Origin of the sequence: Brevibacterium sp. 1718 (genome assembly GCF_051131255.1) — a bacterium.
Classification (GTDB): domain Bacteria; phylum Actinomycetota; class Actinomycetes; order Actinomycetales; family Brevibacteriaceae; genus Brevibacterium; species Brevibacterium sediminis.
The window spans coordinates 3,903,004-3,916,176 of record NZ_CP186550.1 but is presented as its reverse complement, the minus strand read 5'-3'; the positions used below and the strand labels follow the sequence as shown (position 1 = coordinate 3,916,176).

At 65.3% G+C, this 13,173-nt stretch carries 10 protein-coding genes; 6 read left to right on the top strand and 4 right to left on the bottom strand.

Translation table 11 applies throughout. The features are described 5' to 3' along the window. Nucleotides 1-160 precede the first annotated feature (160 nt). The 3 genes from ACOZ9V_RS17590 to ACOZ9V_RS17580 all read left to right on the top strand — a co-directional run bounded on the left by ACOZ9V_RS17590 (nt 161) and on the right by ACOZ9V_RS17580 (nt 3,787). On the top strand, nt 161-622 hold the full coding sequence (locus tag ACOZ9V_RS17590; protein WP_434592206.1) for a DUF3817 domain-containing protein: 462 nt from the start codon (nt 161-163) through the stop codon (nt 620-622). Between the two features lie 174 nt (nt 623-796). Then, a complete protein-coding gene (locus ACOZ9V_RS17585; protein ID WP_434592203.1) occupies nt 797-2,602 on the top strand; it encodes a flotillin family protein in 1,806 nt (601 codons plus the stop codon). A 276-nt stretch (nt 2,603-2,878) separates the two neighbouring features. Beyond that, nucleotides 2,879-3,787, top strand: coding sequence for a cation diffusion facilitator family transporter (locus ACOZ9V_RS17580; protein ID WP_434592200.1), 909 nt, complete (start codon nt 2,879-2,881; stop codon nt 3,785-3,787). Nucleotides 3,788-3,866: 79 nt separating this feature from the next. Here ACOZ9V_RS17580 and ACOZ9V_RS17575 read toward each other — a convergent pair whose 3' ends face one another. Together ACOZ9V_RS17575 and ACOZ9V_RS17570 are read right to left on the bottom strand one after the other, a co-directional pair. Further along, nucleotides 3,867-4,976: a tartrate dehydrogenase gene (locus ACOZ9V_RS17575; RefSeq protein WP_434592197.1), complete on the bottom strand. Its 1,110-nt coding sequence runs from the start codon at nt 4,974-4,976 to the stop codon at nt 3,867-3,869. Nucleotides 4,977-5,113: 137 nt separating this feature from the next. After that, entirely contained in the window at nt 5,114-5,998 is an 885-nt protein-coding gene (locus ACOZ9V_RS17570) for a LysR family transcriptional regulator (RefSeq protein ID WP_434592194.1), read from the bottom strand. Nucleotides 5,999-6,092: 94 nt separating this feature from the next. On the opposite strand from ACOZ9V_RS17570, the gene ACOZ9V_RS17565 reads away from it, so the two are divergent. Continuing rightward, the gene (locus ACOZ9V_RS17565; RefSeq protein ID WP_434592192.1) at nt 6,093-7,718 is read left to right on the top strand and encodes an SLC13 family permease; all 1,626 of its coding nucleotides are present in this window, start codon (nt 6,093-6,095) and stop codon (nt 7,716-7,718) included. A gap of 91 nt (nt 7,719-7,809) precedes the next feature. Here ACOZ9V_RS17565 and menC read toward each other — a convergent pair whose 3' ends face one another. After that, nucleotides 7,810-8,931: an o-succinylbenzoate synthase gene (gene menC, locus ACOZ9V_RS17560; protein ID WP_434592189.1), complete on the bottom strand. Its 1,122-nt coding sequence runs from the start codon at nt 8,929-8,931 to the stop codon at nt 7,810-7,812. A 173-nt stretch (nt 8,932-9,104) separates the two neighbouring features. Here menC and ACOZ9V_RS17555 point away from each other — a divergent pair, with 173 nt between their 5' ends. Continuing rightward, a complete protein-coding gene (locus ACOZ9V_RS17555) occupies nt 9,105-10,115 on the top strand; it encodes an FkbM family methyltransferase (protein WP_434592186.1) in 1,011 nt (336 codons plus the stop codon). Nucleotides 10,116-10,270: 155 nt separating this feature from the next. Here the strand turns inward: ACOZ9V_RS17555 and ACOZ9V_RS17550 are convergent, their stop codons facing one another. Next, nucleotides 10,271-11,443: a M20 family metallopeptidase gene (locus ACOZ9V_RS17550; protein WP_434592183.1), complete on the bottom strand. Its 1,173-nt coding sequence runs from the start codon at nt 11,441-11,443 to the stop codon at nt 10,271-10,273. A 195-nt stretch (nt 11,444-11,638) separates the two neighbouring features. Between ACOZ9V_RS17550 and ACOZ9V_RS17545 the strand changes: the two genes are divergently transcribed. Then, nucleotides 11,639-13,120 (top strand): glutamate-cysteine ligase family protein, encoded by a 1,482-nt coding sequence (locus ACOZ9V_RS17545; RefSeq protein ID WP_259358417.1) that lies wholly within the window; start codon nt 11,639-11,641, stop codon nt 13,118-13,120. Nucleotides 13,121-13,173: the final 53 nt, after the last annotated feature.

The following is a 13,173-nucleotide window of genomic DNA, read 5'->3' as shown; positions in this document are numbered from 1 at the left end:
GTATCGGGCCGTTCTCGTCTGCGAAGATGACGATGGCCGCGGTTCGAATCCGGCGCCGATGACGCAGCTGAGTCTGCCCTGAACCAGATCTGAGATCGAGCGACTCACCTGGCGGCGCTCCTCAGGGGGCGTTCACCTTGTCCGGGCACAATGGTTTTCTGTGACTCCCAAACGCTTCTTCACCTTCTTCGCCATCGCCGAGACCGTCACCTGGACTCTGCTGCTGATCGGCATGTTCCTCAAATACGTCACCCACACCACCGAGGTAGGGGTGCGGATCGGCGGAGGCATCCACGGCTTCATCTTCATCTGCTTCGTCATCGCCGTCATCGGCGTCGGCACCTCGCAGCAGTGGAGCAAGCGTCGCATCGCCACGGGTCTCGGATCGGCGATCATTCCCTACGCCACGATTCCCTTCGAACGTTCGGTGGAGAGGACCGGATCTCTCGAAGGCGACTGGGGTCTGGGCCGCAACGGCCGCACCCCGCAGACCTTGTTCGAGAAGCTCACCTCGTGGTGCATCCGTTCGCCCTGGCTGGCCGTCGGGCTGGGCATCGTCTTCGTCATCCTCGTCTACTCGGGGCTGCTCCTGGCAGGCCCTCCCGGCGATTGGGGCAAGTGAACCTGATCACTGCCGCGGCGGGGTGAGGGCGGACTTCCACCGCACGGGTGACGGTCGGGACGGCCGCCTCGGCGAGATTCTGCCCTGTCGCGGGTCAGAGCGCTCGCATAGGATGGAGGGGATCGGCCGGCGATCGGCCGGTCGGCACACCCCACCGCGATGAAAGGCCCACTGATGGACCTGCTCTTAGGCGCCGGAGGAATCGGCGTCCTCGTCCTCATCATTCTGATCGCCCTGTTCGTGATCCTGCGCTCCTACAAGATCGCTTCACCGTCCGAGGCGCTCATCATCACCGGCCGGAACGCCTCGGGCGCGTCGGGAACCGGGCGCATCGTCATCGGGGGCCGCTCGGTCGTCTACCCGATCGTGCAGAAGGCGTTCATCCTTTCGCTGTCCTCGCGGCAGATCTCCGTCGAGATCGACGGCATCTCCATCAACGGCATCGCCCTGCGTCTGCGCGGTGTCGCCCAGGTCAAGGTCGGCGGCACCGAAGACGATGTGCGCAAGGCCGCACAGCGTTTCCTCGATCAGCAGGACCAGATCGACCACTACTCGAAGGAGATCCTCTCCGGCACCCTGCGCGCAGTGGTCGGCACGCTCACCGTCGAGCAGATCATCCAGGACCGCGCTTCCTTCGCCGCGCAGGTGCAGGAAGAGTCCGCGCACTCGATGAACAATCAGGGCCTCATCATCGACACCTTCCAGATCTCTGCCGTCGAAGACGAAGGCAGCTATCTGCGCGACTGGGGTCGTCCGCAGGCCGCCGAAGTGGCGAAGAACGCAGCCATCGCCGAGGCGAACGCCGGCCGTGCTTCGGCCGTCGAACAGGCGCAGCAGAACGAGGAGACCCAGAAGCAGCAGGCGCTCACCGATCAGGCGATCGCCGAACAGCAGCAGCAGCTGGCGCTGCGCCGGGCCGCGCTGAAGGAAGAGGCCGATCAGCGACAGGCCACGGCCGACAACGCCGGCCCGTTGGCCGCGGCAGCCGAGAAGCAGAAGCTGCTCGAGAAAGACCGGATCGTGGCGAAGGAAGCTGCGGAGCTGCGTGCCGAACAGCTCGACGCCGAGGTGCGCCGACCGGCCGACGCCGAACGCTACCGGCAGCAGGCCGCGGCCGATGCCCGTGCCTATGAGATCGAGGCGCAGGGCCGGGCCGAGGCCGCCGCCGAGCTCCACCGTCGGTCGAAGGACGCCGAGGCCATCCGCCTCGAAGGTGAAGCCGAGGCCGATGCGATTCGTGCCCGCGGTGAAGCCGAAGCCGAGGCGCTGCGTGCACAGGCCGAGGCCTACAAGCAGTTCAACGACGCGGCCGTGCTGTCGAAGGTGCTCGAGGTGCTGCCCTCGGTCGCCGGGGAGCTGGTGGCGCCGTATGCGAACATCAAGGACCTCTCGATCGTGTCGACCGATGGCGAGTCGAAGCTTGCGAATTCCGTGTCGAACAACCTCTCGCAGGTCCTCGAGGTCGTGCGCGGAACGACCGGTGTCGACCTCACCGACCTCGTCGCCAAGGCGAAGGGCTCCGGCGGAGCCGGCTCGAGTGGTGATGGTTCGGGCGAGCCCGGTGGAAACGGCGGGGCCGGTGGTTCTGGCGGGACTGACGGTTCCGGAGGGTCCGCTTCTGGTGGTTCGTCCGGGACGGGCCGCTCCCCGGACGAGATCGTCGACGGGGTCGTCGCAGACGGCGCGGCTGCCGGTCCGCGATCGACAGGCAGAGGATTCGACCCGAAGGCTTTCCTCGATGACAGCGGCGTCGACCTCGACCGGATCGGCGACGAGGTGAAGAAGGCCACCGGCTTCGATGTGCAGGCCTATATCGACGAGGCGAAGCGTCGCCTCGACGAGAGCGGTTCAGGCGCGTCCGGGGCCGGCTCGGAGGCGGGTCCGGGCTCGGCTTCGAACTCGGGCGACGGCAGCGCCTCGCCCGACGGCGATGAGCCGGGCGACGGTCAGGACGACGACGGCAAGGGCTCCCAGGGCTGACCGCCGCCCCAGGTGAGGGGTGCCCAGCTCACGCAGGAATCGGCCGTCGAGGACATCCTCGGCGGCCGCTTCTTTCGTCGATTACGCCGAGGCGCCGACCGACCTGGAGGTGAAGTGCCCTGCGGGTGGATCCACCTCGATTTCCCGAACGATTTCGAGGTGGATCCACCTGCGGGAGACGCAGCCGGGATCTGGTGTGCTCCGATTCTGCGTCGAAGTCGATTGGATGCATAAACAAATGTGCATATGTTAATGTGTTGAGTCGAGGAGGTATCAATGGCTCACGATCATGCGCATGGTTCAGGTTCGCGGCGGCAGCTGCGGATCGTCTTCGGCATCGTCGCGACGATCTTCGTGTTTCAGCTCACCGGTTCGGTGGTCACGGGCAGTCTTGCGCTGCTCATCGACACCGGCCACAACGCCGTCGATCTCATCGGCATCGGCATCGCGCTCTTCGCAGCGAGCTTGATCAGCAAACCGACGGGCGGACAGAAGACCTGGGGGTTCCGCCGGGCGGAAGTGCTCGCGGCCGGCGCCCAGGCGACTCTGCTGTTGGGGCTCGGCGTCTACAGCCTCATCGAAGGCATCCAGCGGTTCTTTGTCCCGCCGGAGGTGCCCGGACCGGGCCTGCTGCTCTTCGGTGCCATCGGCCTCGTGGGCAACCTCGTCTCCATCGTCATCCTCAGCTCCTCGAAGGAAGACTCCCTCAATCTCAAGGCCGCATTCCTCGAGGTCATCGCCGATGCGCTCGGCTCGGTGGCCGTGATCTTCGCAGCCCTGGCGATCTGGCAATTCGGCTGGGACCGGGCCGACGCCGTGGCTGCTCTGGTCATCGCGGCGCTCATCGTCCCCAGGGCGTTCGCCATCCTGCGCGAGACCGGATCGATCCTGCTCGAAGAGGCGCCGAAGGAACTCGACCTTGACAAGGTCCGCGAGCATCTCGAGTCAGTCGAACACGTGCAGGAAGTCCACGACCTCCACATCACCCGCATCGACTCGAACCTGCCGGTGCTCACCGCTCATGTCGTTCTCGCCGATGAATGCTTCTATGACGGGCATGCTCCGCGCATCCTCAAGGCTCTGCAGGAATGCCTGACGGAGCACCACAAGATCGCGATCGAACACTCGACGTTCCAGTTCGATCGGGCGAAGGACGCCGCCGAGGAGACTCACACCCACGACTGAGGCGGCCTTCCCTGTACCGGTCAGTGACCGGCGAAAGGAGGGCCGCCTCGGCGGGATTCAGGTCGTTGCCGGGTGCGGCTCAGACGGCTGCGAGACCCTCGGCGTGGATGGCTTCGAGCTGAGCGACGATCGCTTCGGTCATCTCGATGGTATTCGACTCGCCGCCCAGGTCTCGTGGCAGGATCCCGGCTCCAGTGGCATTCTCGATGGCCCGGCGTACGCGGTCGGCCTCTGCTGTCAGTCCGAACTGGTCGAGCATGAGTGCGGCCGACGAGATCGCTCCGATCGGGTTCGAGATCCCCTGCCCGGCGATGTCCGGAGCGGAGCCGTGCACAGGTTCGAACATCGAGGGGAAGCGTCGCTCGGGGTTGAGGTTCGCGCTCGCTGCGAGGCCGAGGCTGCCGGCCAATGCCGAACCGAGATCCGAGAGGATGTCGGCGTGCAGATTGGATGCGACGACAACGGACAGCTGCTCCGGGTGCAGGACGAATTTCGCGCTCATCGCGTCGACGAGGACGCTCTCGGTCTCGACATCGGGGTAGTCCTGGGCGACACGGACGAACACTTCGTCCCACAGCACCATTCCGTACTGCTGAGCGTTCGACTTCGTCACGCTGGACACCTTCTTCACGTCCCGAGTGCGCGCGATATCGAACGCGAAGCGGATGATCCGTTCGCATCCCTTCTCCGTGTGCAGGCTGGTCTGCAGCGCCACCTCGTTGCCGGGGCCGCGTCCGCTGAGGTTGCGGCCGCCCATCCCTGCGTACTCACCTTCGCTGTTCTCCCTGACGACGATCCAGTCGAGCTCGGTATCGTCGGCCTTCCGCAGCGGGGACTCGACGCCGGGCAGGAAGGTGACGGGGCGGATGTTCGCCCACTGGTCGAAGGGCTGTGTGATCGCCAGACGCAGCCCCCACAGGCTGGTGTGGTCAGGGACGTCGGCCGAACCGACCGCACCGAAGTAGATGGCGTCGTGCTTCGCGAGTTCCTCGAGTCCGCCTTCGGGGATGTAGCGGCCGTTCTGCAGGTAGTACTCCGAGCTCCAGGGGTATTCGGTGACCTCGAATGCGACCGTCCCTTCGGACTGTTTGGCGACGGTGTCGAGCACGCGCAGTCCGGCGGCGACGACCTCGCCGCCGATGCCGTCGCCGGGGATGGAGGCGATCGAGAAGGTCTGTGATTCCGTCATGATTCTTTCGTCCTTGGTCGAAGGGAGTGGAGAGCTCGTGGCGCCTGCGGCGTCCGGGAATATCGCTCTGATTCCATTGAGCACTCGATCCGTTGATAAGTCCAAGATCGGATTGTGATGATTCAGATAGGTCGTGCCTATAGCTGAAGATCGATCGCCAGCTGCAGCAGTCGAGCAGCCGCGGGCGTCAGGCCCTCTTGACGTGCGATGGCCGAGACATGCAGAGACGGTGCGCCGGAGATCGGGGCCAGGCGCACCTGCCCCTCGGCGGCAAAGCTCTGCCAGGACGCGGGCAGCACCGCTTGGCCGATGCCGGCCCTGACGAGGGGGAGGATCGAATTGCGGTGTGTCACCTCGGCGACGATGTCGATGTCGATGCCGCGCCCGATGAGCTCGTCGACGTACGCGCGCATGAGTGAGCCCCTGTGGGAGACGATGAGTCGTGTGCCGGCGAGGGATTCCGGGGTGAACTCCTCGGCATCGAATGAAGCGGACATGGACGGGCCGGTGCCGAGCATGAGGGGCTGGTCCGCCAATGGGACGACCTGAAGGTCGCTGACCAGCAGAGGGCCGCGTCCGCCGAGGAATCCGATCTCGGCGCGACCGTAGCGAACGGCTTCGACCGTCTCGTCGACGGTGAAGGTGCCGTTGAGATCGAACGAGACCTGTGGGTGTTCACGCGTGAAAGTCGACAGCAGAGAGGTCAGCGGCTCGATGCTCGGGGTGGGCATCGCCGCGATCTGGATCCGACCCGACCGCAGTCCGCGCAGGCCTCGCACGTGCGCTTCCGCCGTCTCGAGGTCGCGGATGACGAGCCTGGCCGGTCCCTCGAGTTCCCTGCCCGCTTCGCTGAGCGTGATGCGACGTCCGACCCGGTGGAAGAGTGTCACACCGAGCTCCCGTTCGAGCCCTTTGATCGTCTGCGACAGGGAGGGCTGCGCGACGAGAAGCGACTCCGCAGCTTTCGTGAAGCTGCCGGTGTCGACGACGGCGAGGAAATGGCGGATCTGACGAATATCCATAGGTCAAGACTATCGATTGCATCGAAAAATAGCCTTGGACTATTCGAGCCCGGTCCGTCAGGCTGAAACGACGGCGATGAAAGGACCAATGACGGTGAGTACTTCGCAGAGAGACAGCAGCAACGGTTCGTCAGGGCTGATGACCGATGTGCGTGAGGCCCTGCTGGGCGGCAAGACATTCCGGAGTCTGAGCGAGCAGAAGCTCTCTCCGCGGGAGGAGAAGTTCGAACGGGCTCGGATGACTTCGGGGTTCATCCTTGCTCCGCTTGTGGCGATCGTCTTCGCACTCATCCCGATGGGGCTGAGTTATCAGCAGCACATGCTGGCGGCGATCCTCCTCGGCGTCATCGTCCTCTGGATCACCGAACCGGTGCCGATCCCCATCGGCGGTCTCATCGGCGTCGGCGCAGTTGTCATCCTCGGGATCGTGCCGGCCGCAGATGCGGTCGGGCCTTTCGGCTCTTCGACGATCTTCACCTTCATCGGTGCGTTCATCCTCGCCCAAGCGATGCTCCACCACGGAATCGCCCAAAGGCTGGCATTGACCGTTCTCGCACTGCCCGGTGTCGGGAAGTCGGTCTACCGTGTGATCCTCGCCTTCGGCCTCATCACCTGTGTACTCTCCGCCTTCGTGTCCAACACGGCGACTGTGGCGATGCTCATGCCCACGGCGTTGGGCATCCTCGCCGTGATCGCCGAGCTCATGCAGGAGCGCGGCATCGTGAAGAAGGACTTCGACCCGCTGCGGCTCCGGGTCGGTGCGGCACTGCTGCTCATGCTGGCCTACGGTGCGAGCGTCGGCGGGCTGCTCACTCCAGTCGGTTCACCTCCGAACCTCATCGGACGCGGACTCATCGAGGAGGCGACGGGGACGAAGATCTCCTTCGGCCAGTGGATGGCTGTGGCCCTGCCGATCTGCGTGGCGATGTTCATCATCCTCGCCGTCGTGCTGTTCTTGCTCAACAAGCCGGAGATCCGGAAGATCGAAGGCGTCGAAGAGTATGTGAAGAAGGAGCTCGCCGACCTCGGTCCCGTGTCCCGTGCGGAGAAGAACACCCTCTTCGCTTTCGGAGTCACCGTGGTGCTGTGGCTTCTGCCGGCATTCGCTGCCCTGTTCACAGGCACCGATTCGGCGATCTACGAGTTCCTCGACTCCCGCCTCGACGAAGGGATCGTCGCCGTCATCGGCGCCTCGCTGCTCTTCATCCTCCCCGTCGACTGGAAGCGTCGCGAGCCCACGCTGACCTGGACCCAGGCGGCGAAGATCGACTGGGGCACGATCATCCTCTTCGGCTGCGGCATCATCTTCGGAGCCCTGCTGGCCGACACCGGTCTGGCCGAGACGATCGGCACCGGATTCGCCGACGGTCTGGGCGTGACGAGTCTGCTCGCCATCACCGCAGTGTCCGTTGTGCTGGCGATCCTCATCTCGGAGACGACGTCGAACACCGCAGCGGCGGCCGTGATCGTGCCGATCGTCATCCCGCTGTGCCAGGCGGCGGGCATCGATCCGTTCGTGCCGGCGATGGCCGCGACCTTCGCAGCGTCATTCGGTTTCATGCTCCCGGTCTCGACGCCGCAGAACGCGATCGTCTACGGCACCGGAGCCGTGCCGATCACGAAGATGATCCGCACCGGATTCTCCTTCGACATCGCCGGAGCCATCCTCATCGTGGCACTGGTGCCGGTGATGATCGGGGTCGTCGGCCCCGGTCAGTGAGGTCGCGCCGGCGGGATCCTGCAGTGAAGGCGGCCCAAGCTGCCGGTCGGTGACCGGTGAGGGGAGGGCCGCCTCGGCGGATCTTGTCCTACTAGGCGGGCAGGATCTCCACGGATTCGGTGCGGAAGCGTTCGAGCTTGGCCGGGTCGATGGAGACGCCGAAGCCTATGCCGGTGGGCACGTCGACCTTGCCGTCGTACATGACGATCTCCTCGGTGATGTCCGCGTGGAAGAACCGATTCGATCCGGAGATATCGCCGGGCAGGGTGAAGCCCGGCAGCGAAGCCAAGGCCGCATTCGCCGCCCGACCCAGACCGGTTTCGACCATTCCCCCGTGCCAGACGGCGACGCCGTGGGCGGCGGCGAGATCGTGGATCTTCTTCGCTTCGATGAACCCGCCGACCCGTCCTGGCTTGATGTTGATCACCGAGGTGGCGCCGAGCATGATCGCGTCCGCGGCAGCCTCGGCGGAGACGATCGACTCGTCGAGGCACATCGGGGTGTCCATGAGCTTGGCGAGCTCGGCGTGCTGGCGAATGTCGGCTTCGCCGAGGGGCTGTTCGATGAGCAGGAGACCGTAGTCGTCGAGGCGACGCAGGTGTGCGGCATCGACGAGGGTGTAGGCGGCGTTCGCGTCGACCTGGAAGCCGAAATCGTCGCCGAAGGCCTTGCGCACGGCGGCCACCGGGGCGATGTCCTTGCCGGGTTTGATCTTCAGCTTGATCCGGGCGTAGCCCTCTTCGAGGTAGCCGCCGATGACCTTGACGGTCTCCTCGACGGAATCTTGAATGCCCACCGAAACTCCTGAAGGCACGGAGTTGACCACTCCGCCGAGGTAGTCCTTGAACGACTGGTTGTTGAGTTTGAGCTGGGCCTCGATGACGGCCATCTCCAGAGCCGACTTCGCCATCGGGTGTCCGATGACATGACGCAGGTGCCAGCCGACGGTCTCCGCGGTGAGGTTGTCGACGTCGAAGAGCAGCGGTGCCAGCCAGCGGCGAGTGACATCGATGCCGGCGGCCACATATTCGGAGGAGTAGAGCGGAGAGATCATCGCCACGGACTCTCCCCACCCGGTGATCTCACCTTGCGGGGTGTCGAAGACAGCCTCGACGAGGTAGCAGTCCTTCTCCGTCTCCCGCATGAACGAGGTCTCGAACGGGGTGACGAGAGGAATCGAGACTTGGTGGAGGGTGACTGACTTGAGCTTCATATGCCGGGCTCCTGCTTCGCAACGGGGCGGATGGGTCTTCGCTTCCACCTTATGCCAGTGGTCCGCGAAGAGGCGGCGAGTATCGCGAATCAGGTCCGGAAGAACCCTGGAGCGGCGGGCCGGCGATTGATAGTGTGAACAAAAGTCTTCCTGTCAGCAAGGGGGCCACCGTCGTGAATGACCACCTGCGCACTTTCACCGCGCGCAGACAGTCCTGGTTCGGCCTCAAGCTGCCGGTCAAGACCGCTCTCGCGCAACCGGCGCTCCACCCGCTGCTGCGAACGATCGCGCCCCGGATCAGAGGGCTGAAGATCGGTCGCCTCCCCGCCCCCATCGAACTCACCGAAATCCGCGGAAGAGTGGGCGGAGCGGACTTCATCCTCGTCGAGCCCTTCCGCTGCGAGATCGCCAAGGAGTTCTACTGGGGAAGGGGCAGACGCACCGAACCCGAAGACGCGTTCGCCCTCGACCTCATGGTCGCGCTCAGCGCCGATGCCGATGTCTTCCTCGACATCGGCGCCTACACCGGGGTCTTCACCATGGCAGTCCTCGCCACGAACGAGAATGTGCGCGCCCACGTCTTCGAGATCATCCCCGCCGTCGTCGCGGGTGTGGAGAAGAACGTCGAACGCAACGGCTTCAACAGCCGCGTGACCGTCCACCCGACCGGGGTAGGCAGCCCCGACACCTGGATGAAGGTGCCCATCGGGGACGGAGGATCGGCGCTGCCGTCGTTCTACTCCTCCGATATGCGCTTCGACTCCGACGCCGAGGTGCGCTTCACCTCCCTCGACGCACTCCTGCCCGAGGTGCTGGCCGAGGCGTCGGAGCGAGATCCGCGGTTGCACGCCGGGGAAGGTGTACCTGACGTTTCAAGGCGGGGAGAGGCACCGCGCGTGACGGTGAAGATCGATGTCGAGGGCGGTGAGAACGACGTCTTCGCGCACGGGCAGGACTTCCTCGCTGCGCTGCATCCGGACATTCTCTGCGAAGTCCTCGATGACCGCGCGAAACCACGCGAACTCATGGGCCACCTCGGCGAGCACGGCTACCGCTACTACCTCGTCGGCGAAGATCGACTGTACGCGCGGACGACGATTCGGCCGGATCCGCGCCTGCGTGACTGGCTGTTCACGCTGAAATCACCGGATCAGATGCGCGCGGCGGGTTACCCGGTCGACTGAAGTCCTGCTGCCGACAGTCAACTGTGCGCAGATTGCACATTTTCGGCTCGAAACTGGCAATCTGCGCACACTTAACTACGGAGGGAAGGCCCCGGCGCACTGTCGGTGTTTGGGAACTACGGCGGCAGCGAAAGGCAGCAGCTCGCCGCTCCGCTTCAGCCCTGCAGCTGATCGGCGATGAGAGCGGCCAGCAGCGCGGTGCGCGGAGCGATCTCGTCGACGACGGCGTGTTCGTGTTCGGCGTGGGCCCCATCGCCGACGGCGCCCAGACCGTCGAGGGTGGCGATGCCGTCACCGGCGGTGAAGTTCCCGTCCGAGGCGCCGCCCACGGACACTCCCTGCGGCGCGGGCAGCCCGAGTTCGCCGGCGAGGGCCGTCGCCCGCTCGAAGAGCACAGCCGACTGCTCCCGTTCGAAAGGAGGCCGGTTGATTCCGCCGAGCACCTCCGTCATCGAGCCCTCCACCTGCGGCTTCGCAGCCAACTCACGGATCTGCGCATCCACGCGTTCGAGCTCAGCCGCAGTCCGGGCTCGCACATCGATGTCCACCCGGGCCTCGGCCGGCACGGTGTTCGACGTGGTCCCCGCGCTGATCACGGTCGGCACCACCGTCGTCCCCGCCTCGGCGTCGGCCAGGTCAGCCACCAACGGCAGAGTCAGAGCCAGGGCCATTCCCGCGTTGATGCCCTTCTCCGGTTCGAGCCCCGCGTGCGAGGCCTTGCCGGTGAACTTCAGCACGTAGTTGCTCGTGCCCTTCCGCTCGAGTTTGAGCGCCCCGCCCGCGCTCGCCTCCATGACGAACACAGCCTTCGCCTCGGCCGCCTCGGCGCGGATGAGGTCCGACGAGGACACGGATCCGATCTCCTCATCGCCGGTGACGAGGATCGACAGACCGTCCAGCCCGCCCTCGCCGAGGTGGTCGGCCACCATCGCGGTCGCGTGCACGCTCATGATCGCCCCGGTGAGCATGTCGAAGCTGCCGGGACCGCGGAGGATGCCGTCCTCGGTGGAGAACGGGATGCGTTCGAGGGTGCCGTGCGGCCACACCGTGTCCTGGTGGTTGAGCAGGACGACGCGGGCCGGCCCGGTGCCGAAGCGCAGACGCAGGTGGGCGGTGCCGTCGACCTCGAGCAGTTCCGCCTCGGCGCCGAGGCGGTCCCCCAGAAGCGCGGCGAAGTCCCGTGCTCCTGCGGCCACGGCCGCCTTGTCGTGTGAGGGGGTCTCGATGGAGATGACCCGTTCGATGTCGGCGAGCATGTCGGGCAGACGTCGCTTCGCCTGTTCGACGAAGTCAGCGGGCTGGGGCGCAGATGATGTGGTCGAAGTCATAGGGCGAGTCTACGGAAGGCTGGTTGCCGACATCGCAGGTGTCCGAATGATGCAGGACGGACCCGATGCGCAGCTTGTCCGCACCGCGGCCGAATCGGTGTGCGGTGCGCCGTGGGAAGGATCGCGGTCTCCGTGCGGAATGGCCTGTGGACCGCGGCCGCGCACAAACCCGGCCGTCTGTGGTTTGCTAGTCCTATGGGTGAGGCAGTCAGCTCGAAGCGGTACACGCCGGAGGAACGCACACTGTATCGGGAGAAGCTTGCGGAGAATCTCGAGCTCTTCGATACCTACCTTCGTCATGCGGATTTCAAATCGGCGGGCACGATCGGGCTCGAACTCGAGCTCAACCTCGTCGGCGAGGGCAATCAGCCGAGCCTGCGGAACAAGGAGGTGCTCGATCGACTCGATGACGAGTATCAGTCCGAGATCGGCGGCTTCAACCTCGAACTCAACCATCCGGTGCTCCAAGTGGCCGGGCGGGGGCTGAAGACCTTGGAGGCCGGTGTCGCCCATCGCTTGGAGAAAGCGCAGAAGGCCGCCGAGGAGGACGGACTCAAGGTGGTGTCGATCGGCACCCTGCCGACCCTGACCACCGAATTCCTCACCGATGAGAAGTGGATGACGGAGGAGAACCGCTACGAGGCGCTGAGCAATTCGGTCATCGACGCCCGCGGCGAATACGTCCGCATCGAACTCGGTCGTGAAGAGCGGTACAAGGCGGAGTTCGCCGATATCGCTCCGGAATCCTCCTGCACGTCGATGCAGCTGCACCTGCAGGTGGCGCCGAACCGGTTCGCCGACGCGTGGAACGCCTCGCAGGCGATCGCCGGGGCGCAGGTGGCGATGGCAGCGAACTCACCGCTGTTCGTCGGACGCAAGCTGTGGCACGAATCCCGGATCCCGATCTTCGCGCAGTCCATCGACACCCGCACGCCCGAACTCGTCAATCAGGGCGTGCGTCCCCGCGTATGGTTCGGCGAACGGTGGATCACCAGCGTCTTCGACCTCTTCGAGGAGAACGTCCGCTACTTCCCGCCGCTGCTGCCCGAGATCAAGGACTTCGTCGAATTCCGTGCCGCCGACGCTCCGAAGCTCTTCGAACTCAATCTCCACAACGGCACGGTGTGGCGTTGGAACCGTCCCATCTACAACTCCGGTGACGGGGGTGCCCACATCCGGGTCGAGAACCGCCTGCTTCCGGCCGGTCCGACCCCGGTCGACATGGTTGCCGACGCCGCCTTCTACTACGGTCTGGCCGAGTTCCTCGTCGGGGAGAACCGCCCCGTGTGGTCGCGGATGTCATTCGCCGAGGCGGAGGAGAACTTCAACGCCTGCGCCAAAGACGGGATCGAGGCCCGGGTGACCTGGCCGAAGATCGGACGCATCGGCGTGGCCGACCTCGTCACCGATGTGCTCGCACCGCAGGCCAGGCGCGGACTCTCACGATTGAACATCGACAAGGACGTCATCGACGAATATATGTCGATCATCGAAGGCCGTGCCGAAAGCCGCGTCAACGGTGCGACCTGGCAGCTGAAGGCCCTCGAGAGCCTCACGCCCGGCAGCCGCCAGGACTCGCCCGAACGCGCCGAGGGCATCACGGCGATGATGGATGCCTACCTCGCGAACCAGGCGACAGGGAAGCCCGTCCACACCTGGGAGATCCCCACCCGCTGAGGCTGATTTCTCGTCGCCTCTGAGGCGCTCGAGTGATGTGACGCGAGCTGAAA

Bases quoted from the DNA above. Each gene is read 5' to 3' on its own strand.
- ACOZ9V_RS17585 (WP_434592203.1), top strand. From the start codon at position 797: ATGGACCTGCTCTTAGGCGCCGGAGGAATCGGCGTCCTCGTCCTCATC.
- ACOZ9V_RS17580 (WP_434592200.1), top strand. From the start codon at position 2,879: ATGGCTCACGATCATGCGCATGGTTCAGGTTCGCGGCGGCAGCTGCGG.
- ACOZ9V_RS17575 (WP_434592197.1), bottom strand. From the start codon at position 4,976: ATGACGGAATCACAGACCTTCTCGATCGCCTCCATCCCCGGCGACGGC.
- ACOZ9V_RS17570 (WP_434592194.1), bottom strand. From the start codon at position 5,998: ATGGATATTCGTCAGATCCGCCATTTCCTCGCCGTCGTCGACACCGGC.
- menC (WP_434592189.1), bottom strand. From the start codon at position 8,931: ATGAAGCTCAAGTCAGTCACCCTCCACCAAGTCTCGATTCCTCTCGTC.
- ACOZ9V_RS17550 (WP_434592183.1), bottom strand. From the start codon at position 11,443: ATGACTTCGACCACATCATCTGCGCCCCAGCCCGCTGACTTCGTCGAA.
- ACOZ9V_RS17545 (WP_259358417.1), top strand. From the start codon at position 11,639: ATGGGTGAGGCAGTCAGCTCGAAGCGGTACACGCCGGAGGAACGCACA.